Here is a 23,801-nt window from a genome sequence, read left to right on the forward strand (position 1 = left end):
GCCGCCGCCCGCCGCCGCGAACTGGACGGCCTGCAGACCGGCTCGCTGATGAACGACCTGGGCTACGTCAGCCGCATCGTTTAGAGCCTGCGCAATGTGCTGCAGCCCGGCGACGGTCAGTCCCGCGAACTGCGCCGGCTGGCGACCGGGGACGAACCGCTGATCCAATTGTCGTGAGGTGTGCGGCGACGCCGCGCCGCTACTTCCCTTTGCCGCCCGTGGCGCGCGCCATGCAGCGCCGGTGGCGCTCGTCGACCCGCTTGGCGAACCAGGCAGTGGTGAGGTCGCGGGTGATCTTCGGGCTTTGCAGCTTGATGCCCGGCAGCACCGCGCGCGGCAGCGGCTGGCGCTCGATCCGCTCGGCCAGTGCGAACACGCGTTCGTAGAGTTCCGTGTCCTCGAAATCGAGGCGGTCGCCCTGTTCCAGGGCGCGGCGGATGGCGCTGTTGCCCATGTCCAGCTTCCTGCCTAGCGAGCGCACGGCCAGTTCGGTGGCGCCAGGGGCGAAGGAGCCGTGGCGGATGAGGTCGCCGTCGAGCTCCAGCGGGATGCCCGAGGCGCGGCTGACGGCGTTCTGGAAGGCGGCGTTGCGACTGGCGTACCAGCCGGCGTTGAAGTCGGCGAAGCGGTACAGCGGCCGCTCGTAGTTGGCGGGATAGCCCAGCAGGTGGGCGATGCCGAAGTACAGGCCGCCGCGGCGGCTGAACACCTCGTGGCGGATCGAGCCCTCGAGCGGATAGGGGTAATCCCGCGCTTGGCTTTCGGCGAAGGCGATGCTGACCTGCATCGGCCCACCGGTATGCACCGGGTTAAGGCTGCCGAACAACTGCCGGCCCAGCGGGACCATACCGATGAAGTCCTCGAAGATCGCGCTTAACTCCTTCTCGGTACGCACGGCGCCCAGGCGCTCGCTGTAGGTCTTGCCATTGGACGAATCGAGCCCCAGGGCGGCGCGCAGCAGGAACTCCGGTATGTGCAACTGGGCGGCGCGACGGTCGATCTCCTTGCGCGTGATCTTGGCCAGTCCGGGCACCGGCGGGTCGACCTGGAAAGTCGACTCCTGCTCGGTCACCGCCAGCACGGCGCACAGGTTCTCGGCACTGGGAGAAATGTTCTGCGCCGCGAGTGCCGCGTAGATGTCGGTCGCCCAGCCTTCGCGGTCGGCGATCCCGGCCGGCATCAGACGCACGATCCGTGCCCGCACCTCGGCCGGGCGGGGTTCCTCGGGGCGCTGCGTGACGCAGCCGGTCAGCGCCAGCAGCAGGGCCATGCCCAGCGCGCCGGCCGCGCGACGGCGCGGCTCCGGCATGGCGGTCCCGGCGGTGGCGGGTTGGATGGGACACTTCGGGGTCATGTTTTTGCGGTTCCGTAGCTGTTGCGGCTTGGGCAACGCAGCGGTTGCCGTTGTTGCGAGAAGGATTCGCCCGCATTATCGCGGCGGCCGGGGAGGCGCGTCGCGCCCGGCCGGCCGGGAAGCTCCTAGCGGCAAGAATCGCGAGGACGGCGCGGGGCGATGGGCGAGGCTTTCCTCGATCCGCCCGACCATGTGATGGACGCCTGCCAGCACTCCCGTGTCGGGGTCGCGCAGCAGTTCGAGCCATTTTTCGTCGAAGGCGTCGTTCAGGGTCTTGCGCAGTTGCGCCTCCGTTCGCGGTTGTTCGCGCCCGTGCACGAGGCTGTTGAAACCGGCCGCACCCAGGGAAATTAGCATGCCCGCCGCCCGTCCGGCCGCCGCCGCGAGGGCGCTGGCGACACTGCTGGTGGTGAGTTCGCTAGTCAGTCGCTCGCTGGTGCGCCTGGCGACCGAGGTCATGCCCGCGCTCGCGGTCCGCGCCTCGGCGGCGCCGGCCGAGGCCGTGTGGATTCGCGCGACCAGCGCCACATAGGCCGGCAGCCGGTCGATCGGTTCGCTGTGCAGGAGTTGATAAAGCGAAGCGCTGCGAGCGTCCGGCGGCGCCAGGGCAATCGCCGGGATCTCCTTGATCCGGCGGTCGAATTGCTCCTGGGGAACACCGTAGCGCTGCGGAATCTTGCGAAGCAGTTCGCCGAGGAGCCAGATGTGGAATTTCGTCGTTTTCTCCATGATCCGATCGGGGTCGAGTTCCTTGGCGACCGGTTCCAGGACGCGCTCCCGGTATTGCTCCTGCAGATGGAGAGCCAGGCGCTCCACGACTTCGTCCCGTTTCCCCTCCGCGTTCAGCCGATACCAGGCTAGCCGCATGGTCAGCGCCTGGCGGGTCCAGTAGCTGGAAAACCAGGGGATGAATTCCGCATCGGTGCGGCGGTGGACGAGGTTCATCCACTCGGCCATGAGTTCGCGGGCGTGGTTGGTGGTCTGCTGGGTGGCCTCCCGCGAGGCGGCGAGAATGTCGTCGTCGATCTGCCGCCAGGTGCTTTCCGGGATCACCGGCGCCGGCCGTTCGGGGGGGCGGTCCGAAGTGGCGCATCCGGCCAGCGCCAACATCAGGACGACGAACAAAAAGCGCGGATTCGGCATCGCTGGTCCCCCACGACGGACGCGCCGTCGGATCGGTTCCAGGCCCGTGCGGGGGCGATCGTCCGCAGGGCACGAACGGACCGCTCCTCCCTCGCCGTTTTTCCGATTCCCTGTCAGGCGGCGTTCGCCGGCCCGGCCGCGGTAGCCTGAATTTAAGTGGCAAAAACCGGGCCGGGCAAATGCGCCGTACGCAGCGGGGCGAGGGCCGCTCCGCCTTGCAAGACGCCTTCCGGTGGCCTCAGCCGGCCTTTTCCAGCAGCGCATCGCGCAGCAGTTCGGCCAGGTGGCGCGGGCGCTGGTCGCCGTGCGCGCGCATCTGGTGGCGGCAGGAGAAACCGTTGGCCACTACCCGCGCCGCGGGTTTTTCCCTGAGGGCCGGCATCAGCGCCTGTTCGGCCATTTTCGACGACAGCTCGGCATGTTCGGCCTCGATGCCGAAGGTGCCGGCCATGCCGCAACAGCCGGATTCGATCAGAGTGAATTCGTGATCGGGGATCAGCTTGAGCACTCGGCGCATGGACTTCATGGCGCCCACCGCCTTCTGGTGGCAATGACCGTGGACCAGGGTCTCGCTGCCGGCCAGGGCCTTGAGCGGCAAGTCGAGGCGCTTGGCGGTGGATTCGCGGGCGAGGAACTCCTCGAACAGCAGGGTGTGCCTGGCCACTTGCTCCACGGTTTCGCCGAGGCCATACGCCTGGGCATCGTCGCGCAGGCCGAGCACGCAGGAGGCCTCCAGGCCGACCACGGTGCGTCCGGCCTGCACATGCGGCAGCAGTGCGCGAACCAGGCGGCGGACCTCGTCGCGCGCCTGATCGATCATGCCCTGGGCCAGGTAGGTGCGGCCGCAGCACAAGGCGCGCGCCGGCTCCCCGTCGTCGCCTTGCGGTTCGGCGATCGACACCCGGTAGCCGCCAGCCTGGAGCACGGCGAGCGCCGCCTCGGCGATGCCCGGTTCGAAGTAGCGGGTGAAGGTGTCGATCAGCAGCACCACCTCGGGCAGGCCGGCGGTGGGCGCGGTGGCGGTCGGGGTGGCGGCGAAGGGGGCTGGCGCCGGCTCCGGCAGGGGGCGCCCGGCGGCCAGACCGAACAGGCGCTCGGACAGCCGTGCCAGCAGCGGACTGGCGTTACGCAAGCGCACCAGGGGTTTCAGCCAGGGCGCGCGGTGCAGCCAGCGCGGCGTGTGACCGAGCAGCCGGCCGCGCCAGCTCAGGCCGTCGCGAGCGACGCGCTGGGCGAGGTATTCGGCCTTGATCAGCGGCATGTCAACGTTGGCTTCGCACTCGCGCTTGCAGCCCTTGCAGGCGACGCAGAGGTCCATGGCCTCGGCCAGGGTGGGATCGGCCAGCGCCTGTTCGGCCAGGTCGCTGTTCAGCGCGGCCTTGAGCAGTTGCACGCGGCCACCGGTGGAAAGGTTCTGGTTGCCGCTGACACGAAAGCTCGGGCACATCACCTGCTTGCCCTCGGCTTCGCACTGGCGGCTGTTGATGCACACCGCCACCGCCTTGGCGAAGTCGCCGCCATGTCTGGGAATGTCGGCATAGGCATCGCCCATGCCCGAGTCCTTGTAGGCGGACCAGTCGAGGAAGGTTTTCATCGGGCGTGTTCCTCCCGGCGAACGGCGGGGAACGGGAGGCGAAGGGAAGAGCGGAGGCGACTAATGATCATGGCTGGGGCAGGTACGGGCTGGATTACGGATGGGCCATGCTAAGCAAGTGCTGGTACGGATGCCAGCTCGGGGCGGTCGAGCGGGCACGGTTCAGCGCCGAGCGGGTAGGTATTGCGGGTGGCCCAGCCCGCGCGGATCGCTGGCCGCCTCGACCGCGCCGCTGCGCTTGTCCCAGCGCAGCACCTGCTGGTTGCCGTAGGGTTCGTGCACTTTCAGCCGGTGGCCGCGCCGCCGCAGCTCGGCGAGTTCGGCGGCGTCGAAGGCGTCCGGCTCGTGCTCGACGACATCCGGCAGGTATTGATGGTGGTAGCGCGGCAGCGCCGGCCAGCGCTCGATCGGCCGGCCGTCGAGGTATTCCAGCACGGCCAGCAGCACCATGCCGGGGATGCGGCTGCCGCCGGGGGTGCCGAAGGCGGCCAGGTCGTCGGCGCTTTCGATGAAGGTGGGGCTCATGCTCGACAGCGGGCGCTTGCCGGCGGCGACAAGGTTGGCCGGGCTGGCGACGAGCCGATAGGCGTTACTGCCGCGCGGATCGGCGGCGAAGTCGTCCATCTCGTCGTTGAGCAGCACCCCGGTGCCCGGCACGGCGAAGGCGGCGCCGAACGGCAGGTTGATCGACAGGGTAGCGGCCAGCGCGTTGCCCTCGTTATCCAGCACTGCGAAGTGGGTGGTGTGCTCGCCCTCGCGCCAGGCCGGCGCGGGCGGCAAGCTGGTGCTGGGGGTGGCCCGCCCTGGGTCGATGCCGGCGGCCAGGTCGCGCAGGTAGGCGGGGGCGAGCAGGCGCTCGACGGGGTTGGCGACGAAGTCCGGGTCGCCGAGCAGGCCACGGTCGCGGAAGGCGCGGCGCGAGACTTCCACCACGTAATGGGCGCGCTGCACGCGGTCGGCCGTCCGCCAAGGCAGGTAGGCGAGCATGCCGAGGCTCTGCGCCAAGACGATGCCGCCGGCCGAGGGCGGCGGCGCGCCGATCAGTTCGCGGCCCCGCTCCAAGGCGAAGCGCAGCGGCCGGCGCTCGACCACCCGGTAGTCGGCCAAGTCCTGTGCGCTCCAGATGCCGCCGGCGGCGCGCACCCCGGCGACCAGCCGCTCGGCGGTGGTGCCGGCATAGAAGCCGTCATGGCCGCGTTCGGCGAGACGGCCGAGGGTTTCGGCCAGTTCCGGCTGGCGCACCAGATGGCCCTCGGCGGGGACCTCGCCGTCGTCGAGGAACAGCCGGGCGCTTTCCGGGTCGTCGCGCAGGGCGCTCAGGCGGAACCGGGCTCGCTGCCGGTAGATCCGCTCGACGGGAAAGCCGTCGCGAGCCTGGCGGATCGCCGGCGCCAGGCTATCGCGCAGCGGCAGGCGGCCGTGGCGCGCGGCCAGTTCGACCAGCGCCGCCGGCAGGCCAGGGATCGCCGCGGCCAGGGCGCCATCGCGGGACAGGTGCGTCAGCGCGCGGCTGTCGCGCAGGTAGAGTTCGGCGTGGGCGGCGAGAGGCGCGCGTTCGCGGGCGTCGAGGAACAGGTAGCGTGGCAGGGCGCCATCCCGCTCCTCGCGCAGCAGGAAGAAGCCGCCGCCGCCGAGGCCGGAGCCGTAAGGCTCGACCACCGCCAGGCTGGCGGCGACCGCCACGGCGGCATCGAAGGCGTTGCCGCCAGCCTGGAGGATGTCCCGGCCGGCTGCGCCGGCGAGGGGATGAGGGGTGGCGAGGACGGCCCGTCCCGGCGTCTGCGCCTGCAGCGCCGTGGCGCAGGTCAGCAGTGCCAGGCTGGCGAGGAGCCGGCGCAGGAGCACGGGCGTTCCGTCGCCGCCCACCGGTCAGGCTTTGCCGGTGATGATCAGGTATTTTCGCATCAGTTCCTCGCGACTCTCGACGCGGTTCTCGTCGTGCGGGATGCAGTCCACCGGACAGACCTGTTGGCATTGGGGTTCGTCGTAGTGGCCGACGCACTCGGTGCACAGGTTGGAGTCGATCACGTAGATCTCTTCCCCCTGGGAGATGGCGCCGTTCGGGCACTCGGGTTCGCAGACGTCGCAGTTGATGCAATCGTCAGTGATCTTCAGGGACATGTGGGGCTCCTGCCACGGTCGAGACCGCGGCACTGGGATAACGACGGGGGCGCATTGTGCCGTATCGGCGTCCGCCGTGCACGCCCGCCGGGCAACCGCCGGGGCAATTGCGCAAGGCGCCCGTCCGATCGCGGCCTGCTCGTCGCCTCGTGCGGCAGCCGGCCGGCCGCCGCCCGCTAGGCGCGGAAACGCTCGCGTAGCGCGTCGGCCACCGCCGGATGCACGAACTGTTCGATGTTACCACCCAGCGCGGCGATTTCCCGGACTAGGGTGGAGGAGATGTAGGAGTACTTCTCCGAGGGGGTGAGGAACAGGCTTTCCACCTCCGGCGCGAGCTGGCGGTTCATGTTGGCCAACTGGAATTCGTACTCGAAGTCGGATACCGCGCGCAGGCCGCGCAGCAGCGCGTTGGCCTTCTGCTCCCGGGCGAACTGCGCGAGCAGGCTGGAGAAGCCCAACACCTCGATATTGGGTAGGTGACGGGTGACTTCCCGGGCCAGCTCGACGCGCTTATCGAGGGAAAACAGGGGGTTCTTCTTTGGGCTGGCGGCCACCGCGATGATCACGTGGTCGAACAGCTTGGCGGCGCGCTCGACCAGATCACCATGTCCCTTGGTGATGGGGTCGAAAGTTCCCGGGTAGATTACGCGGTTCATCACAGCGTCCTTGGCGGGTTCATGGAGGCCCGGATGGTAGCTCAGCCGGACCTCATGGCCAAGCCGGACTCAGCCCGCGCGGGCTGCCAGCCAGGCGGGAATGCGCCGCTCCAGGTAGAACCCCGGACGGTGCGGCGGGCCTTCGACGAAACCGACGTGACCGCCGCCGGGCTGCAGCTCGAACTCGGTGCCGGCCGACAATTCGTGCGCTCGCGGCAAGCTGTGGGGGAACACGAAGGGGTCGTCGGCAGCCTGGACGATCAGCGTCGGCACACGGATTTCGGCGAGGAAATAGCGACTGGAGGCGCGCCGGTAATAGTCGCCAGCATCGAGAAAGCCATGCAGCGGCGCGGTGATGCGCCCGTCGAAATCCCAGAAGGTGCGCAGGTCCTGCAGCGGGCCGAGGCGTTGCAGGGCAGCGAGATGCTCGGCCTGGCCGAGATGGGCGAACCAACGCTGCTTGTCTTCCACGTAGAGGCGCATGGCACGGATGAAATGGGCCTGGTAGAGCCGCGAGAACCCCTGGCCGATGCGGTCGGCGCACTGGTCCAGGCGAAACGGCACCGATACCGCCACGGCCGCCCGCAGGGCGCAGTCCGCGCCGCTTTCGCCGAGGTATTTGAGCAGCACGTTGCCGCCTAGGGAATAGCCGACCGCATGAAGCGGGGCGTGCGGGCATCGCCTGCGCAGGTGATCGATGGCCGCGGCGAGGTCGTCGCTGGCGCCGGAGTGGTAGGCGCGCGGTAAGCGGTTGGGCTCGCCGGAGCAGCCGCGCCAGTTCAGCGCTACGCTGCCCCAGCCGCGCGCCGCCAGGGCTTGCTGCAGGCCGAGCACGTAGAGCGAACGGGAAGAGCCGGTCAAGCCGTGCAGCACCAGGACCAGCGGCATGCGCGGATCGTCCGGGCCGTGCCAGTCGAGATCGAGGAAGTCGCCGTCCGCCAGCCACAGGCGCTCGCGGCGTCGCTCCAGCGGCGGCGACCGGCGGCACAGCGGTCCCCACAGGGTTTGCGGGTGCGGACCGGGCAGCCACCAGGCGGGTCGGAAGGGGGCGTCGTTCATCGGCAAAACCGTGGGCTCGTCCATGATCGCGCCAGGGGGCTTGGCGCTTCAGCCGGTCCTCTGCCATAGCGCGTAATGCACCTGACCGGCCTGCTTTTCCCTGTGCAGGTGCCAGTTGCCCGGCAGGCCGAGGCCGGAGGGCGGGACTTCGCTCTCAGTGTAGATCCAGGCGTCGCGGGCCAGCCAACCACGCTCCTCGAGCAGCCGGCAGGCGGGCTCAAGCAAGTTCTGGTGGAAGGGTGGGTCGAGGAACACCAGATCGAAAGGGCTCGTCGCCTGGTACTCCAGGTAGCGCAGAGCATCGCCCTGCAGCAACTGGCCGTTGCCGCAGCGCAGGCTATCGAGGTGGCGGCGCAGGCTGGCGACGGCCTGGCCATCGAGATCCAGCGCCAGCGCCTGGGCGGCGCCGCGCGACAGGGCCTCTAGGTAGAGCGCGCCGCTGCCGGCGAAGGGGTCGAGCACGCGGGCGCCTTCTATATAAGGAGCCAGCCAGTTGAACAGGGTCTCGCGTACCCGGTCGGGCGTCGGACGCAGGCCCGGCGCCTCGGGGAAGGCGAAGCGGCGCGAGCGCCATTCGCCGCCGATGATGCGCAACTGGCCCTGGCCGCCGTGGGGGCGGGCGGCCGGGCGGGAAGGCCGGGAGGGCTGGCGCATTCAGTGCTCCGGTATGGCGGCGGGGCGTTCGGCGGGCGTGGTCGGCGGCGGCAGCGGTTTCTGTTCGACGGTCGGTCCGGCGCTGACCACGACGAAACCGTTCGGGTCGATGTGTCTGGCCATGGCGGCCTTCACCTGCCCCACGCTGAGGGCCTGGACTTGCTGCAGGAAAAGCTCCAGATGGTTCAGCGGCAGGTTGTAGAAGCCGATAGCGCCGAGCTGGCCGACGATGTCGGCGTTGCTCGCCGTGGACAGCGGGAAGCTGCCGATCAGCTCGCGCTTGGCGTCCTTTAGCTCCTTCTCGGTCGGGCCTTCGGCGATGAACTCGCGAACCAGCTTCTGCACCAGTTCCAGGGTGCCTTGGCTGTAGTCGGCGCGGGTCTGCAGATTGATCGTGAAGGGGCCGCGCACCTGCATAGGGGTGAAGCCGGAGTAGATGCCGTAGGTCAGCCCGCGCTTCTCGCGCACCTCCTCCATCAGTCGCGCGCCGAAACCGCCGCCGCCAAGGATCTGGTTACCCAGGTAGAGGGCCGCGTAGTCCGGATCGTCGCGGGCGATGCCGAGCTGGGCGAGCATCAGGTGAGTCTGCTGGGAGGGGTACTCGATGTGCTGCAGGCCCGGCTTGGGCGGCATCGGATCGGCCGGCCTGGCCAGCGCCGGTCCCTTCGGCAGCGCGGCGGAGATGGACGCGGCCATGGCTTCGGCCTCGCTGCGCGAGAGGTCGCCGACCAGCGCGATGACCGCGTTGGCGGCGGTGTAGGCATGGGCATGGAAGGCCTGCAACCGCTCGCGGCCGATCGGGGCGATCGACTCGGTGTCGCCGTCGCTCGGGTGAGCGTAGGGGTGCACGCCGAACAGTTGGCGGTTGAGTTCCAGGCTGGCCAGCTTGCCGGGACTCTGCTTGCGCATCTCGAAGCCGGCCTGCAACTGGTTCTTGATCCGCGCCAGGGCATCGGCGGGAAAGTCCGGTCGGCCAAGCACTTCGCCGAACAGGGCGAGCGCCGGTTCGCGCTTGGCCGGATCGCTCAGGCTGCGCAGGCTGGCGATGGCCATGTCACGGTAGGAGCCGTTGCCGAACTGGGCGCCGAGGCTCTCGAAGCCCTCGGCGATGGCGGTCGCATCCTTGCCGGGCACCCCTTCGTTGAGCATGGCATTGGTCAACAAGGCCAGCCCAGGGGTGTCGCCGTCCTGGCTGCTGCCGGCGGCGAAGGTCAGGCGCAGGTCGAACATCGGCAATTGGCGGGCTTCGACGAAGAGCACACGGGCGCCTTCGGCGGTGCGCCAGTCCTGGATGTTCAGGGCGCGGTGGAGCGGCGGCTCGCCATTCAACCGGGCCAGCGATTCCAGGCGGGCCGGAGCGGCGGGGGCCTCGCCGGCGGGGGCGGTGGGGCGCGGCGGCAGGTTGGCCAGCCAGACCATCAGGCCAAGCAGAAGCAACAGGATCAGGCCGATCAGGCCATAGCCCAGCCAGGTACGTTTAGTCATGGTTGGCCTCCTCGGGCAGGACGTGCGCGACGGTGAGGCGCGAGTGGGTGAAGTAGCGGCGTGCGGCGTCTTGGATATCCTGCGAGGTGACCGCTTGTAGAGCGGCCAGCTCCTCGTCGATCAATTGCCAGGACAGGCCCACGGTTTCCAGTTGGCCGATGATGGTCGCCTGACGGGCGATGGAGTCGCGCTCGTAGACCAGGTCGGCGATGACCTGGGCGCGCACGCGTTCCAGCTCCTCGGCCGTCGGCGGGGTTTCCTTGAGTTCGTCGAGCAGGCGCCAGAGCCCGGCCTCGACCTCTTCCAGGGTATGGCCCTTCTGCACGTTAGGCGTGGCGTTGAGGACGAACAGGCTGTCGCCGCGCGCGTAGGGGTCGTAGCCGGCGCCGGCGCCGGACACCAGTTCCTCGCCGCGCTCCAGGCGGGCCGGAATGCGCGCGCTGTAGCCGCCGTCGAGCAGGCCGGCGATCAGGCGCAGCGCATACGCCTCGCGGTGGCTTTCGGCAGTGGCCAGGCCCGGTACGTTGAAGCCATAGAGCAGGCTCGGCAACTGTACCTTGAGGTTCAGCGCGAGGCGCCGCTCGCCCGGTTCGGCCGGTTCCAGCGGGCGCTTGGCGACCGGCAGCGGACGCGACGGAATGGCGCCGAAGTAATGTTCGGCGAGTTGCTTCACCTCGTCGCCGCTGACGTCGCCGACCACCACCAGGGTAGCGTTGTTCGGCACGTACCAAGATTGGTACCAGGTACGCAGATCGTCGACGCTCATCCGGTCGAGATCGGGCATCCAGCCGATGGTCGGGGTGCGATAGCCGCTGGCCGGGTAGGCCATGGCTTTGAAGCGTTCGTAGGCCAGGGCGCTGGGACGATCGTCGGTGCGCAGGTGGCGCTCCTCCTTGACCACCTCGATCTCGCGCGCGAACTCTTCCGCCGGCAGGCGCAGGCTGGCCAGGCGATCGGCCTCCAATTCGAGGGCCACGGGCAGGCGGTCACGCGCCAGTACCTGGTAGTAGGCGGTGTAGTCGTCGCCGGTGAAGGCGTTTTCCTCGGCACCCAACTCGCGCAGGATGCGCGAGGATTCGCCGGGGCCGAGCTTGCGGCTGCCCTTGAACATCATGTGCTCGAGGGCGTGGGAAAGGCCGGTCTGGCCGGGCGTTTCGTAGCTGGAGCCAACCTTGTACCAGAGCTGCGAGACCACCACCGGAGCGCGGTGGTCCTCGCGGACGATGACCTTTAAGCCGTTGTCCAGGGTGTATTCGTGGGTTGGCTGGGGTACGGCGGCCAGTGCCGCCAACGGCATGCCGAGCAGAAGGAAGGCGGCATGGCGAGCGATTACGTTCATCGATGTCGAACCTGTAGAGCGGCCCGCGAGCTCGGCCCTGCGGGCGGGGAAATGTAGGATACCTGTCCGTGTGCGGTACGTATACGTGTGCCGGGCTTGGCCAGGGTAGCCCGGAAAAATATGAATAAATCTTTTCGATTCAATGGATTAAGGTGTCGGTCGGGGCTGTGGGAGGCAGGCTTGTCCTGACTGGAGGACCCGTTTGCGCGCTGGTGTGTTCCCCGGTCGGCGGGAAAACCTCGCAGGAAAGACAGGTTCTTTCCTTCGCGGAAAAACTCATCTTCGAGCGATTCGACGGCTCCGGGCCGTGTATCGACTGGATGCCTCCAGGACGCTCGAAAGGGCTGGCCGGATCGGAAGGTGGCGCCAGTAACCACGAATAGCGGGGCCGACCGTCCTGCCGTGTTCGAACACAAGGCATGGCTTCAGCCTTCGCAGCGCTTCGCCCCGAGACTGGCGTGCCGCTTTTGGCGGGGCGCGGGAGGCTGGCACGTTCGTTTCGAGCCCGTGCATCACGCGGTTTTCGGATACAAAAAAGCCGGCGAAGCCGGCTTCCTTGCATGGCGAGAAGAGTGAACCTCACTCCTCGCGATTGCGCGTCAGCAGCGCCGGCTTTTCGCTGCGCGGGCGGCGGCCGGAGAGCTGGTCGAGCTGTTCCGGGGAGGGGAAGCGCTCGCTTTTCGACTCCTTGTGCAGGATCAGCGGCTGCCGTTCAGGCTTGCGCGGCGCTTCCTCGCGGGGCGCTTCGCTGCGGTAGGCCGGTACCGGTGCGCGGCGTACCTGCTGGCCCTGGCGCTTCGGACCGCGCTGGCCCTGGCCCTGGCCTTGCCCCTGCCCTTGCCCCTGGCTCTGACCACGGCCAGCCGCCTGGCCGTTCGTGCCCGGACGGCGGCCGCGCTGCGACTTGTTCTGGTAGGGGCTGACGTAGTCGGCGCGGTTGCCGAAGTTGTCGATATCGTCGTCGAGGAATTCCTCGGGATCGCGATTCGGCGGCAGCATGGGGACCGTCGGCTGGCGGGCGGGCTGCGCCTTGGCCTTCGGCTGCGGGCGGCCCGGCTGACCGGCGCCCTTGGCCTGCGGGCCGCGTTCCTTGCCGCGGACCTTCTCCAGGTTTTTTTCCCGGGATTTCTCCTGGCCCTTGTCCTTGCCCTTGTCCTTGCGTCCGGCAATGGCGTTGCGCGGCGGGTGCGCTTCGCGAACCTCGGGTTTCTCCGCCTCGACGGCGCCTATGTCGAAGCCCGCCCAGTCGCCTTCCGGGATGCTCTGGCGAGTCATGCGTTCGATGGACTTGAGCAGCTTCTCCTCGTCCGGGGCGACCAGCGAGATCGCCTCGCCGCTGCGGCCGGCGCGGCCGGTGCGGTGGACGTAGTCCTCCTCGACGTTGGGCAGTTCGAAGTTGACCACATGGGGCAACTGGTCGATGTCCAGGCCGCGGGCGGCGATATCGGTGGCGACCAGGATGCGGATGGCGCCGCTCTTGAAGTCGGCCAGGGCCTTGGTGCGGGCGTTCTGGCTCTTGTTGCCGTGGATCGCCGCGGCCGGCAGACCGTGCTTGTCGAGGTATTCGGCAAGGCGGTTGGCACCGTGCTTGGTTCGGGTGAACACCAGCACCTGCTCCCAAGCGCCCTGGGTGACTAGGTGGGCGAGCAGGGCGCGCTTGTGGCCGGCCGGCAGGCGGAAGACGCGCTGCTCGATGCGCTCCACCGTGGTGTTCGGCGGGGTCACCTCGATACGTTCGGGATCGTGCAGCAGCTTGTTGGCGAGGTTGACGATGTCCGCCGAGAAGGTCGCCGAGAACAGCAGGTTCTGGCGTTTGGACGGCAGCTTGGCGAGAACCTTCTTGACGTCGTGGATGAAGCCCATATCGAGCATGCGGTCGGCTTCGTCGAGCACCAGGATCTCCACGTGGGAGAGATCGATGTCGCCCTGGCCGGCCAGGTCGAGCAGGCGCCCAGGACAGGCCACCAGCACGTCGACGCCACGGGACAAAGCCTGGACCTGCGGGTTCATGCCGACCCCGCCGAAGATACAGGCGCTGACCAGTTTCAGGTCGCGGGCGTAGAGCTTGAAGCTGTCGTGCACCTGGGCCGCCAGCTCGCGGGTTGGGGTCAGAACGAGCACGCGGGCCTGGCGCGGACCATGGCGGTGTTCCTTGTCCGGGTGGCCGCCGGGGAACAGTCGTTCGAGTACGGGGAGCGCGAAGCCGCCGGTCTTGCCGGTGCCGGTCTGGGCGGCGACCATCAGGTCGCGGCCTTGCAACACGGCGGGGATGGCCCGCTGTTGCACGGGAGTGGGCTGGGCATAGCCGGCGGCCTCGACGGCGCGGACCAATGCCTCGGAAAGCCCGAGGGAAGCAAAGGACATGGGAAATCCTGTTTGGTTAGGGCGGGGCCCGAAGGTTCGAACGTGCCGGGCGCGAATCACGCGAGTGGGCGTGACCCCGACCGGTCTTGCTGGGCCTGTGTTGGCCGAGCAGCCGGGCGCAAGCCTGGCGGAAGTCTGGAGTATATCAGAGCCGAGCCTTTGCGAAGTGTATTGCAGACGGCTTCCGGCGCCCCATTCGGGACGCGCGGCGCCGGGCATGCTTTTCAGCGCGGCAACCCGAGGTTGTTCCAGATCGCTAGGCTGGGTTCGGCCTGATTCAGAGTATAGAAGTGCAGGCCCGGCGCGCCGCCTTCGAGGAGTTTTTCGCACATCGCGGTCACCACTTGTGCGCCGAAGGCCTGGATGCTTTCCAGGTCGTCGCCGTAGGCCTCCAGTTGCTTGCGTACCCAGCGCGGCAGTTCCGCGCCGCAGGCATCGGAGAAGCGCGCCAGCTTGCTGTAGTTGGTGATCGGCATGATGCCGGGGACGATCGGCTGTTCCACGCCCAGCTTGCGGACCCGCTCGACGAAATGGAAATAGCTGTCGGCGTTGAAGAAGTACTGGGTGATGGCGCTGTCCGCTCCGGCCTTCATCTTGGCGGCGAAGCGGGCGAGATCGTCCTCGAGGTTGCGCGCCTGCGGGTGCATCTCCGGGTAGGCAGCGACCTCGATGTGGAAGTGCCCGCCGGTTTCGGCACGAATGAATTCCACCAGGTCGCTGGCGTGGCGCAGCTCGCCGTTGGCCAGGCCCATGCCGGACGGCAGGTCGCCGCGCAGGGCGACGATACGGCGGATGCCGGCGTCCTTGTAGGTGTTCAGCAGGCTGCGTAGTTCGGCCTTGCTGTCGCCGACGCAGGACAAGTGCGGCGCGGTCGGTACCTTCACCTCGCCGTCCAGTTGCAGCACGGTGTTCAGGGTCCGGTCGCGGGTCGAGCCGCCGGCGCCGTAGGTGCAGGAGAAAAAGTCGGGGTCGCAGCCGGCCAGTCGGCGGGCCACGTTCATCAGTTTTTCGTGGCCGGCCTCGGTCTTGGTCGGGAAGAATTCGAAGCTGTAGCGGCGTTCCTGGGACATCGCGGATTCCTTGGACGTAGGGTGGAAGACGGCCACAGGCCTCTTCCACCGGGTGCTGCCGGTGGTGGAAAACCGCTGCGCGGGTTTTCCACCCTACGGGCCTGTCAGTAACGGTAGCTGTCCGGCTTGAACGGACCGTCCACCCCGACGCCAATGTACTCGGCCTGCTGGCCGGTCAGGCGGGTGACCACGCCTCCGAAGCCCTTGACCATTTCCAGCGCCACTTCCTCGTCCAGCTTCTTCGGCAGTACTTCCACGCTCAGGCGCGCGGCCTTCTCGGCAGCCGGCAGGTCGGCGAAGCGGGCACCGTACAGGTGGATCTGCGCCAGCACCTGGTTGGCGAAGGAGCCGTCCATGATCCGGCTCGGATGGCCGGTGGCATTGCCCAGATTCACCAAGCGGCCTTCGGCGAGCAGGATCAGGTAGTCGTCGTTGGTCGGGTCGATGGTCTTGCCGGTGCGGTGGATCTTGTGCACCTGCGGCTTGACTTCTTCCCAGCCCCAGTTGGCGCGCATGAAGGCGGTGTCGATCTCACTGTCGAAGTGGCCGATGTTGCAGACCACGGCGCGCTTCTTCAGCGTCTTGAGCATGCCCGCGTCACACACGTTGACGTTGCCGGTGGTGGTGACGATCAGGTCGATCCTGCCGAGCAGCGCCTTGTCGATGCTGGCCTCGGTGCCGTCATTCTCGCCGTTCAGGTAGGGGGAGACCAGCTCGAAGCCGTCCATGCAGGCCTGCATGGCGCAGATCGGGTCGATTTCCGAGACCTTGACGATCATGCCTTCCTGGCGCAACGACTGCGCCGAGCCCTTGCCCACGTCGCCGTAGCCGATCACCAGTGCCTGCTTGCCGGACAGCAGGTGGTCGGTGCCGCGCTTGATGGCGTCGTTCAGGCTGTGACGGCAGCCGTACTTGTTGTCGTTCTTGCTCTTGGTCACCGAGTCGTTGACGTTGATCGCCGGAACCTTCAGGGTGCCGGCCTTGAGCATGTCGTACAGGCGATGCACGCCGGTGGTGGTTTCCTCGGTGATGCCGTGGACCTTCTCCAGCATCTGCGAGTATTTCTGGTGCAGGATGGCGGTCAGGTCGCCGCCGTCGTCGAGCACCATGTTGGCGTCCCAGGGCTTGCCGTCCTTGAGGATGGTCTGCTCGATGCACCACTCGTACTCGGCCTCGGTCTCGCCCTTCCAGGCGAACACCGGGATGCCGGCGGCGGCGATGGCCGCGGCGGCCTGGTCCTGGGTCGAAAAGATGTTGCAGCTCGACCAGCGCACCTCCGCGCCCAGCGCGATCAGGGTCTCGATCAGCACCGCGGTCTGGATGGTCATGTGGATGCAGCCGAGGATCTTCGCGCCCGCGAGCGGCTGCTCGGCGGCGTACTTGCGACGCAGGCCCATCAGCGCTGGCATCTCGGATTCGGCGATGATGATTTCCTTGCGTCCCCAGTCGGCCAGGGAAATATCGGCGACCTTGTAATCGGTGAAAGCGGCAGGCGTCATGACAGCGCTCATGCAGAGTCTCCATTCGTAATGTGCGAATGGGCGCCGTTGATGCGTTCGGAAAACGCCCCTTCCGAGCCTGACAGGCCGTTGGCAAGCCTGCTGCAGCGCCCCTCGGAAGGGTGGCGGGAACGGCCAAAGCGGAGTCGGCCGCAGAAAATCCAGCCGATTATAGCCGCCTACGCAGGCAAACCCCAAGAGGGCGGCGGATCGTGCCAGGGCAATCGCATGAAATGTCTTTCCGATACCGGACTGGAAAGATTGTGTGCCTGGTCCACTCCGGCGTGGTCTCCAGATCCGGTGCATCGGCTGCTTTCCGAGGGGGCGGATACTCCCTGTTTCTGCCCCCCGGCCGAGTCACTTTCTCTTTGCGCGCGCAAAGAGAAAGTAACCAAAGAGAAAGCGCGCCCGGTCATTCGGCCCCGGCTGCGCCGGGGTTCCCTCGCTCCGGCGCCGCTCCGAGGGTCGTCGCACAAGGGGCATCCATGCCCCTCGTACGACTCTCGCCGCCTCCCTGCGGCTCGCCCCTCTACGCGACGCCTGCACTCGGCCTCCTGAACGGGAGTCGGGCTCCGGGTTGCCTGAAAGCGCTTTCGCTCTTGTGGCACGACCTGTCAGGCCGCGCCGAATGCCCCCTTCAGGAGGCCGAGCGGAATCGTCGTGGAAGGGGTCGAGCGGCAAGGATGCCGCGATGGGCCATGGATGGCCCTTCGCGGCGAGCCCCTGGAGCGACGATGGAGCGAGGGAACCCGGAGCGAAGCGCAGGGCCGGATGAGGGGGTGGCCTTCTTTTGGGTTACTTTTTCTTGGCCAGGCAAGAAAAAGTGACTCGGCCGGGGGGCCGAAACGGGGACTATCCGGCTACTCGGCAAGCAGCCATGCCAAGGATCACACAATCTTTCCAGTCTGGTATCAGGCGAGCGCTTCATGCGATTGCCCTGCGGATCGTGCAATGGTCGGCGAGGCGGAGGATAATTGCCGCCCTTCGCCAGCCATCTCTGCACGAACCATGATTTTCAAGCCGCTTCTTCCGGGTGTGATCGCTCTGGCCCTGGTCGCCTGCGACGGCGTCGATTCCGACTCGCCGCTCGGCAGGCGCCAAGCGATCTTCAAGCAGATGCTCGCGACCAGCGAGGACCTGGGCGGCATGCTGCGCGGCCGGCTGGGCTTCGACGAGCAGCGCTTCGTCGATGGCGCGGCGCGCCTCGACGTGTTGTCGCGTCAGCCCTGGCAGCACTTCCCGCCGGTCAGGGAAGCGGACAGCAGCGCCCGCGACGAACTCTGGCAGCGTCAGGAGCGTTTCCGCCAACTGGCCGGCGACTTGGAGCGTGGCACCGCGGCACTGGTCGCGGCGACCGTGGCCCGGCCGCTGGAGCCCGCGGTCCTGGCGCCGCACGTGCAGCGCGTGGAGGACGCCTGCGAGGCCTGTCATCGGGAGTTCCGCGCCTATTGAGGAGGCGTAGGGCGCTGGATGAGGCTGCGCCGTTATCCAGCGGCCCGGTTCGTGTCGCAGGGGGAAGCCGCGCGGCGTCTTCCCGCGCATTCAGAAGCCCTCGACTCCCGCCGCCCGCAGGCGCTGGCGCAGTGCCTGCACCTCCGGGTGCGCGAAGAAGGCCTGCAACTGGCGGGCACGGCCGGGGCCGATGCCGGGCTCGCGCTGCCATTGCTCCGGGCCGCGCCCGGCCAGTTCGTCCCAGGAGGGCGGCAGCGTCGCCTCGCCGGCCGGCGGCAGGCCGAGAGCCCGCAGCCACATCGGGAAGGGACGTCGGCGCGCCGCGCGGAAACGCTCGGCCAGCAGGCTGGCGCTGCGCTCGCCGAAGCCGGGCAGCTCGACCAGGCGCGCTTCGTCCAGTTCCAGCCAGCCGAGCAGGTCGTCAAGCCGGCCGTTCTCCAGCAGTGCTTCCCAGGTGCCGCGGCCGACTCCGCCGAGGTCCAGGCCGCGCCGACCGCCGAGCCAGTCGAGACGGGCGAGGAACTGTTCTTCGCAGCCCGGCAGCGGCCGCCAGCAGCTCAGCGCGTGGTGAGCGGTCGGATCGGGTGCGTGCAGCGCCGGGCGTTCGGCGGCGCGCCAGACCACGGTGTCCACCTGCGGAATGCTCTGTCCGGCCAGGCGGATCGCCACCTGATCGCCGGGACGGACGTCCAGTTCCCGCCAGCGGCGCAGCGAGCCGAGGGCGACCCGGCGGATTTGCCGGTCGTCCAGGCGTACCGGCTGCAACTCCAGTTGCGGTGTGATGCGCCCGCTGCGGCCGATGCGAAAACGCACCGCGCGTACCTCGGTCAGCGCCTGGGCGAGGGGGTACTTCCAGGCTACCGCCCAGTGCGGCGGCTCCGCCCGCCAGCGCTCGCCCGGCGGGCGCTGGCCCTGGCGCAGCACCACGCCGTCGCTGGCGAAGGGCAGCGGCTCGCGATACCAGCGCTCGCGCCATTGCCGCGCGGTAGCGAAGTCCGCCACCGGCCGGCTGTAGCGGCGCGCCTCGGCGAAGCCGAGCCGCTCCAGGCCGTCCAGTCGCGCGCGCATGTCCGCCGGGCCGTTCGGCCAGTCCCAGATGAACAGGCCGATGCCGGCGGCGTCCCCGTCGTCCAGGGTGTCGCGCGCCAGCAGGCCGGCGACCCTGGCCCGCGCGCTCCGTCCGCCGGCTTCGGCCTGCACATGGCCCGGAAGCCGCCAGTAGAGTTCGCCCTGCAGGATCAGGCGCTGCTTTTCCGCCAGTTGCCGCGGCAGCGCCGGCAGGCGCCGGACCCGGGCCGTCCAGTCTTGGCCATGCCGGCCGTCGCCGCGGCTGATGGCGCGTCGCAGGCGCCCGTCGACGTATTCCAGGGTGACCGCCACGCCGTCCACCTTGGGCTGGGTCCAGAGGTCCTCGCGCGTGGCCATCCAGTCCCGCACCGCGGCCTCGTCGAGTTTGGCAAGACCGGTGTGCGGCACCGGATGGAGCAGAGGGCCGGCACTGCCGGCGAGAGGCTCGAAAGATGCGTCGGCCTGGCCGGGAAAGCAGCGGTTCCAGTCGGCCAGGCGGGCGCGGGCCTGGTCGTAGAGTTCGTCGGCCACCGGCGAGCGGCCATCGCGGTGATAGGCCACATCCCATTGGCGTAGGCGCTCGGCGAGCGCCGCCAGTTCGGCGGCGGCGCGTTGCGCCGTCCAGTCTGGACAGGCGGACTCGGCGAGAGTGGGCGAGGCGAAAGGCAGTAGAAGCAGGAGGGAAAACGCGATCCGGCGTTGCATCGAGGCATCCTTGCGCGGGGACGGGACGGCCAGTTTAGGGCCGCCGAAAGTGCCGTCCGAGCCCGCAGGCGCGGGTTTTTGACGGTCGTCACGCGTTTGGAGCGATGCCCCCGTGTATTTGCCGCCGGGTCGGCGGGGCGGAGAAAAAGAATCGGGCGGACCGGGGTGTTACCCCCGGTCCGCCCGATTCCGCGCGGTGCGCGGTGCGGCGGACTCCGTCAGAGAGCTTCGGCCACCTGGCGGGCGCTGGAGCGGAACGCGAACAGACCAGCCTTCGACGTGCTCAGGTGGAACAGGCCGTAGGCTACGACCGGCAGGAAGCAGACCCCCGTCACCACGAAGGAGGTCGCCGCGCCGAAGGCATCGATCGCCGCGCCCTGGACCATCGGCATCAGCGCGCCGCCGAGGAGCGTCATGACCAGCCCGCCGGCGGCGAACTTCGCGTCTTCGCCCAGTCCCATCAGGGCGATGCCGTAGATGGTCGGGAACATCAGCGAGAGGCAGGCGGAGACCGCCACCAGTGCCCAGACGCCGGACAGGCCGGGAGCGAAGGCCGCATAGAAGCACAGGCCGGTAGCCGTCGCGCCGAGCAGTGCCAGCAGTATTGAGGGGCGCACGTAGCCCATCGCCCAGGTCGCCACGAAGCGCGCGACGAGGAAGACGATCATGCTGTATTGCAGGTAGTAGCCAGCCGTGGCGTGGTCGGCGCCGGTGGTCTGCTGCGCGTACTGAATAGTGAAGGTCCAGGTACAGGTCTGCGCCGCGATGTAGAAGAACAGCGCCACGATCCCCCAGCGGTAATGGGTATTGCGCATCAGGCGCTTGAAGACGGCGGGGAAGCCGTCATGGCCCGACTGCGCCGCCGGCGCTTCGGTTTTTTCCTGTGTCGGCATGCGGGTCAGGGCGATGCCGATCCAGATCGCTAGGAGCACGAAGGCGAAGCCGACATAAGGCAGCATGACCGCCTGCAGTTCGCCGGAGCGGATGGCGAGCAGTTCCGCTTGGCTCATCGCCGCCCGTTCGGCGGAACTGGCGGCATGCAGGTTCGGCAGGATCAAGGTGGCCGCCAGCAGGACGCCGATGTTGGTGCCCACCGGGTTGAAGGCCTGCGCGAGGTTCAGCCGGCGGGTCGCGTTGCCTTCCGGGCCCATCGAGATGACGAAGGGGTTGGCCGAGGTTTCCAGGATCGCCAGGCCGCCGGCCAGGGTGAACAACGCCAGCAGGAACAGGCTGTAAGTCATCGCCAAGCTGGCCGGATAGAAGAGCAGCGCCCCGACGATGGCCAGGCCCAGGCCGACCAGCACACCGGTCTTGTAGGAGTAGCGCTGGTTGATGAAGGCGGCCGGCAGGGCCAGCAGGAAGTACGCCCCGTAGTAGGCGAACTGCACTAGAGAAGCCTGCAGGGTACTCATGCTGAAGACGGTGCTGAAGACCTGCACGAGCGGGTCGGTCATGGTCGCGACCACGCCCCAAGCGGCGAAGCAGCAGACCAGCAGGATGAAGGGCAGGAGCTTGTCCCGGTGTACGAACTCTCGGCGTGTCGGCATAGCTGTGCCTCCAGAAATTCAATTCTTGTGAATTATTTTTTGAAATGCCGTGGTCCGACGCTCCCACGAGCATGAAATGCGTGCTGAGGACCGCCGGATTACCGTGAAAAATGCTTGCTGAAACGATTCATGTCAATAGTTTTTCGTCTCGAAATAATTTCGAGAGGGTGCGATACACGTCGCTTTCGCGAAAATTCCCTGAAAAAAGACCGCCGGATCTGCTGAAATACCCCCCGTTTCGCCGGGCATGCGCTTCGGCGGGGCGTCCTGCGGAACGGGCCGAGGGGTTGTCTTGAACGATCGCGAAATAGTGGTGGGTCATCGGCGAGCGGGCCGGGAAGCGGCGAAGCCGTCCCGGCACGGCGGGCGGCATCCGGAGCGGACGGCGTGATGAGCCTGCCCGCCGATAGGGCGCGCAACGGCGCGGGAGGCCCGCGTGGCTCGAACCTGCGCGGCGTGCGGGCGCATAACGAGCGCCTAGTGTTGTCGCTGCTGCGCAGCCGGGGCGAAATGAGCAAGGCCGATCTCACCCGGCTGACCGGACTCTCGGCGCAGACGGTGTCGGTCATCATGCGCGCGCTGGAGGAAGACGGGCTGATCTGCCGCGGCCAGCCGCTGCGCGGCCGCATCGGCCAGCCGTCGGTGCCGCTCGGCCTGGCGCGCGACGGGGCATTCAGTCTCGGCCTGAAGGTCGGCCAGCGTAGCCTCGACCTGGTGCTGGTGGACTTTCTCGGCGGCATCCGCACGCGGGTGACCGAACGCCACCGCTACCCGACGCCCGATACCGTGGTGCGCTTCGCCGTCAGCGCGATCGCCGACATCCTCAGCCAGCTCGGCGCCGACGAGCGTGCCCGGATCGCCGGCCTAGGGATCGCCATGCCGTTCCACATTTGGCACTGGTGGCGCACCCTGGGCGTGCCGGAAGAGGCGCTGCTCGATTGGCGCGGGCGCGACATCGGCGTCGAGATCGGCGCGGCGACCAGCCTGCCGGTCCAGGTGCAGAATGACGGCACGGCCGCCTGCGGCGCCGAACTGCTGTTCGGGTACGGGCACGGACCGAGGGACTTCCTGTATTTCCACCTCGGTTATTTTATCGGCGGCGGCATCGTCCTGAACGGCAGCCTGGTGCCCGGACGGACCGGCAATGCCGGGGCGATCGGCTCCATGCTGGTGCCGGACGGGTGGGGCGGACAGACTGTGCTGCTCGACATCGCCTCGCTGTCGGTGCTGGAGCGGATGCTGGGCGAGGCGGGCGAGGCCGCCGAGCGCCTGTGGGACACGCCGTCGGAATGGCATTTCCCGATGCCGCTGGTCGAGGCCTGGGCCGACGCGGCGGGGCGCGCGATCGCCGCGGCGGCCGCGGCGGCGGTGGCGGTCTACGACTTCGAGGCCTGTCTCGTCGATGGCTGGATGCCCATTCCGGTGCGCAGCCTGCTGGTGGAGCGGGTGCGCGCCCACCTGGCGGCCATCCCCGCCAGCGGCATCGACCTGCCGCTGATCGAGGCGGGCAGCATCGGCGCCCATGCCCGCTCGCTCGGCGCGGCCAGTCTGCCGCTGTCGGCGCGCTTTTTGCTCGATCTGCAGGCCTTCGCCTCGGCCGGCGCCGGCTGAGGCGCCGTCCACTCTCCCCAGCGCTTTTCCTGAAGCCGTCGATCCCCGTACGAAGGCGGGCGGCGCCTGCGCGCCATTCGTCGCCGGGCTTGCTTCGGATTAATAATTCATTCATCGTGAATTAGTCGGCCCCAGCCGGCTCGAGCCATCAATTCACAGACTGTTGCGGGAGAACACCATGGAGAAGAACTTTTTGAGCACGCTGACCGGGTCCTTCGCGATGCCAGCCGCCGAAAACCCGACGGTGGCGATGGTCGAGGCCGCCTATCGTCATCACGGGCTTGACTGGCGCTATATCAACTGCGAGGTGGCGCCGCATTTTCTCGGCGACGCCGTGCGGGGCGCGAAAGCCATGGGCTGGGCCGGCTTCAACTGTTCCATTCCCCACAAGGTCGCGGTCATCGAGCATCTCGACGAACTCGGCCAGTCGGCCGAGATCATCGGTGCGGTCAACACCATCGTCCGACGCGGCGACGCCTTCATCGGCGAGAATACGGACGGCAAGGGGTTCGTGCAGGCCATGCGCGAAGTCATCGACCCGCGCGGTAAGTCGGTCATGATTTTCGGCGCGGGAGGCGCGGCGCGCGCGGTGAGCGTGGAGCTCGCCCTGGCCGGCGCCAGCGCCATCACCGTGGTCAACCGCAGCCGCGACACCGGCCGGACACTAGTCGATCTGCTGAACGGCAGGACTGGCACCAGCGCCGAGCTGCGCCTGTGGAACGGCAGCGTGGCGGTGCCGCGCGATACCGATATTGTGATCAACGCCACGTCCATCGGCTTATATCCGAATGTTGACCAGCGCCTGGATATCGACCTGGACTCGCTGCATCCGGACATGGTGGTCGCGGACGGCATCCACAATCCGCCGCGCACCCATCTGCTTCGCAGCGCCGAGGCGCGCGGCTGCCGGGTGCTCGACGGGCTGGGTATGCTGGTCAATCAGGGCGTCATCGGCATCAAGTACTGGACGGGTATCGATGTCGACGCATCGGTGATGCGCCAGGCCTTGAAAAACCTCTTCCAGGCCTGACGGCGGTCCCGGTTCTGGGCGTCGATCCCTTCCCGGACATTCGGGCCACC

The 23,801-nt window shown here is 68.2% G+C and carries 18 protein-coding genes and 1 riboswitch; of the genes, 3 read left to right on the top strand and 15 right to left on the bottom strand.

Annotated elements, in window-relative coordinates; all coding sequences use genetic code 11:
- Positions 1 to 199: 199 nt before the first annotated feature.
- The 13 genes from ACGI6K_RS00895 to ahcY form a co-directional block, all read right to left on the bottom strand.
- On the bottom strand, positions 200 to 1,309 hold the full coding sequence (locus ACGI6K_RS00895; RefSeq protein WP_376945926.1) for a DUF1615 domain-containing protein: 1,110 nt from the start codon (positions 1,307 to 1,309) through the stop codon (positions 200 to 202).
- A 120-nt stretch (positions 1,310 to 1,429) separates the two neighbouring features.
- Positions 1,430 to 2,497: a hypothetical protein gene (locus ACGI6K_RS00900; protein WP_376945894.1), complete on the bottom strand. Its 1,068-nt coding sequence runs from the start codon at positions 2,495 to 2,497 to the stop codon at positions 1,430 to 1,432.
- A 238-nt stretch (positions 2,498 to 2,735) separates the two neighbouring features.
- Entirely contained in the window at positions 2,736 to 4,091 is a 1,356-nt protein-coding gene (locus tag ACGI6K_RS00905; RefSeq protein ID WP_376945892.1) for a (Fe-S)-binding protein, read from the bottom strand.
- 162 nt (positions 4,092 to 4,253) lie between these two features.
- Positions 4,254 to 5,957 carry a gamma-glutamyltransferase gene (gene ggt, locus ACGI6K_RS00910; RefSeq protein ID WP_376945890.1) on the bottom strand — a complete coding sequence of 568 codons (1,704 nt, stop codon included), beginning with the start codon at positions 5,955 to 5,957 and terminating at the stop codon, positions 4,254 to 4,256.
- A 3-nt stretch (positions 5,958 to 5,960) separates the two neighbouring features.
- A complete protein-coding gene (locus ACGI6K_RS00915) occupies positions 5,961 to 6,212 on the bottom strand; it encodes a YfhL family 4Fe-4S dicluster ferredoxin (protein WP_012699035.1) in 252 nt (83 codons plus the stop codon).
- A gap of 176 nt (positions 6,213 to 6,388) precedes the next feature.
- The gene (coaD, locus tag ACGI6K_RS00920; RefSeq protein ID WP_376945888.1) at positions 6,389 to 6,868 is read right to left on the bottom strand and encodes a pantetheine-phosphate adenylyltransferase; all 480 of its coding nucleotides are present in this window, start codon (positions 6,866 to 6,868) and stop codon (positions 6,389 to 6,391) included.
- Positions 6,869 to 6,937: 69 nt separating this feature from the next.
- The gene (locus ACGI6K_RS00925) at positions 6,938 to 7,927 is read right to left on the bottom strand and encodes a hydrolase (protein ID WP_376945924.1); all 990 of its coding nucleotides are present in this window, start codon (positions 7,925 to 7,927) and stop codon (positions 6,938 to 6,940) included.
- A gap of 48 nt (positions 7,928 to 7,975) precedes the next feature.
- Positions 7,976 to 8,581, bottom strand: a complete 606-nt coding sequence (gene rsmD / locus ACGI6K_RS00930; RefSeq protein ID WP_376945886.1) for a 16S rRNA (guanine(966)-N(2))-methyltransferase RsmD — start codon at positions 8,579 to 8,581, stop codon at positions 7,976 to 7,978.
- Complete coding sequence (locus tag ACGI6K_RS00935; RefSeq protein WP_376945884.1) at positions 8,582 to 10,066, bottom strand: M16 family metallopeptidase; 1,485 nt, start codon at positions 10,064 to 10,066, stop codon at positions 8,582 to 8,584. It abuts the gene before it with no gap.
- Entirely contained in the window at positions 10,059 to 11,405 is a 1,347-nt protein-coding gene (locus tag ACGI6K_RS00940; RefSeq protein ID WP_376945882.1) for a M16 family metallopeptidase, read from the bottom strand. Before ACGI6K_RS00940 ends, ACGI6K_RS00935 begins: the two co-directional genes overlap by 8 nt.
- A gap of 579 nt (positions 11,406 to 11,984) precedes the next feature.
- Positions 11,985 to 13,769: a DEAD/DEAH box helicase gene (locus ACGI6K_RS00945; protein ID WP_394543282.1), complete on the bottom strand. Its 1,785-nt coding sequence runs from the start codon at positions 13,767 to 13,769 to the stop codon at positions 11,985 to 11,987.
- A gap of 224 nt (positions 13,770 to 13,993) precedes the next feature.
- On the bottom strand, positions 13,994 to 14,839 hold the full coding sequence (metF, locus tag ACGI6K_RS00950) for a methylenetetrahydrofolate reductase [NAD(P)H] (protein ID WP_376945878.1): 846 nt from the start codon (positions 14,837 to 14,839) through the stop codon (positions 13,994 to 13,996).
- Between the two features lie 104 nt (positions 14,840 to 14,943).
- On the bottom strand, positions 14,944 to 16,350 hold the full coding sequence (ahcY, locus tag ACGI6K_RS00955) for an adenosylhomocysteinase (RefSeq protein ID WP_376945876.1): 1,407 nt from the start codon (positions 16,348 to 16,350) through the stop codon (positions 14,944 to 14,946).
- 21 nt (positions 16,351 to 16,371) lie between these two features.
- Positions 16,372 to 16,460, bottom strand: a riboswitch (S-adenosyl-L-homocysteine riboswitch).
- A gap of 886 nt (positions 16,461 to 17,346) precedes the next feature.
- Between ahcY and ACGI6K_RS00960 the strand changes: the two genes are divergently transcribed.
- Positions 17,347 to 17,790: a c-type cytochrome gene (locus ACGI6K_RS00960; protein WP_376946391.1), complete on the top strand. Its 444-nt coding sequence runs from the start codon at positions 17,347 to 17,349 to the stop codon at positions 17,788 to 17,790.
- A 90-nt stretch (positions 17,791 to 17,880) separates the two neighbouring features.
- Here the strand turns inward: ACGI6K_RS00960 and ligB are convergent, their stop codons facing one another.
- The gene (ligB, locus tag ACGI6K_RS00965) at positions 17,881 to 19,563 is read right to left on the bottom strand and encodes an NAD-dependent DNA ligase LigB (protein ID WP_376946393.1); all 1,683 of its coding nucleotides are present in this window, start codon (positions 19,561 to 19,563) and stop codon (positions 17,881 to 17,883) included.
- A gap of 218 nt (positions 19,564 to 19,781) precedes the next feature.
- Complete coding sequence (gene fucP / locus ACGI6K_RS00970) at positions 19,782 to 21,110, bottom strand: L-fucose:H+ symporter permease (RefSeq protein WP_376946395.1); 1,329 nt, start codon at positions 21,108 to 21,110, stop codon at positions 19,782 to 19,784.
- Between the two features lie 390 nt (positions 21,111 to 21,500).
- Between fucP and ACGI6K_RS00975 the strand changes: the two genes are divergently transcribed.
- Positions 21,501 to 22,721, top strand: a complete 1,221-nt coding sequence (locus ACGI6K_RS00975; RefSeq protein ID WP_376946397.1) for an ROK family transcriptional regulator — start codon at positions 21,501 to 21,503, stop codon at positions 22,719 to 22,721.
- Between the two features lie 178 nt (positions 22,722 to 22,899).
- A complete protein-coding gene (aroE, locus tag ACGI6K_RS00980) occupies positions 22,900 to 23,751 on the top strand; it encodes a shikimate dehydrogenase (RefSeq protein WP_376946399.1) in 852 nt (283 codons plus the stop codon).
- Positions 23,752 to 23,801: the final 50 nt, after the last annotated feature.

Source organism: Azorhizophilus paspali (genome assembly GCF_043587585.2).
In the GTDB taxonomy this organism is placed as follows: domain Bacteria; phylum Pseudomonadota; class Gammaproteobacteria; order Pseudomonadales; family Pseudomonadaceae; genus Azotobacter; species Azotobacter paspali.

Excerpts from the sequence above, each read along its gene's own strand:
- metF (WP_376945878.1), bottom strand. The coding sequence starts at position 14,839 with ATGTCCCAGGAACGCCGCTACAGCTTCGAATTCTTCCCGACCAAGACC.
- coaD (WP_376945888.1), bottom strand. The coding sequence starts at position 6,868 with ATGAACCGCGTAATCTACCCGGGAACTTTCGACCCCATCACCAAGGGA.
- ACGI6K_RS00945 (WP_394543282.1), bottom strand. The coding sequence starts at position 13,769 with ATGTCCTTTGCTTCCCTCGGGCTTTCCGAGGCATTGGTCCGCGCCGTC.
- ACGI6K_RS00895 (WP_376945926.1), bottom strand. The coding sequence starts at position 1,309 with ATGCCGGAGCCGCGCCGTCGCGCGGCCGGCGCGCTGGGCATGGCCCTG.
- rsmD (WP_376945886.1), bottom strand. The coding sequence starts at position 8,581 with ATGCGCCAGCCCTCCCGGCCTTCCCGCCCGGCCGCCCGCCCCCACGGC.
- ACGI6K_RS00905 (WP_376945892.1), bottom strand. The coding sequence starts at position 4,091 with ATGAAAACCTTCCTCGACTGGTCCGCCTACAAGGACTCGGGCATGGGC.
- ahcY (WP_376945876.1), bottom strand. The coding sequence starts at position 16,350 with ATGAGCGCTGTCATGACGCCTGCCGCTTTCACCGATTACAAGGTCGCC.
- ACGI6K_RS00960 (WP_376946391.1), top strand. The coding sequence starts at position 17,347 with ATGATTTTCAAGCCGCTTCTTCCGGGTGTGATCGCTCTGGCCCTGGTC.
- ACGI6K_RS00915 (WP_012699035.1), bottom strand. The coding sequence starts at position 6,212 with ATGTCCCTGAAGATCACTGACGATTGCATCAACTGCGACGTCTGCGAA.
- ACGI6K_RS00900 (WP_376945894.1), bottom strand. The coding sequence starts at position 2,497 with ATGCCGAATCCGCGCTTTTTGTTCGTCGTCCTGATGTTGGCGCTGGCC.
- aroE (WP_376946399.1), top strand. The coding sequence starts at position 22,900 with ATGGAGAAGAACTTTTTGAGCACGCTGACCGGGTCCTTCGCGATGCCA.
- fucP (WP_376946395.1), bottom strand. The coding sequence starts at position 21,110 with ATGCCGACACGCCGAGAGTTCGTACACCGGGACAAGCTCCTGCCCTTC.
- ligB (WP_376946393.1), bottom strand. The coding sequence starts at position 19,563 with ATGCAACGCCGGATCGCGTTTTCCCTCCTGCTTCTACTGCCTTTCGCC.
- ACGI6K_RS00940 (WP_376945882.1), bottom strand. The coding sequence starts at position 11,405 with ATGAACGTAATCGCTCGCCATGCCGCCTTCCTTCTGCTCGGCATGCCG.
- ACGI6K_RS00975 (WP_376946397.1), top strand. The coding sequence starts at position 21,501 with ATGAGCCTGCCCGCCGATAGGGCGCGCAACGGCGCGGGAGGCCCGCGT.
- ACGI6K_RS00935 (WP_376945884.1), bottom strand. The coding sequence starts at position 10,066 with ATGACTAAACGTACCTGGCTGGGCTATGGCCTGATCGGCCTGATCCTG.
- ACGI6K_RS00925 (WP_376945924.1), bottom strand. The coding sequence starts at position 7,927 with ATGAACGACGCCCCCTTCCGACCCGCCTGGTGGCTGCCCGGTCCGCAC.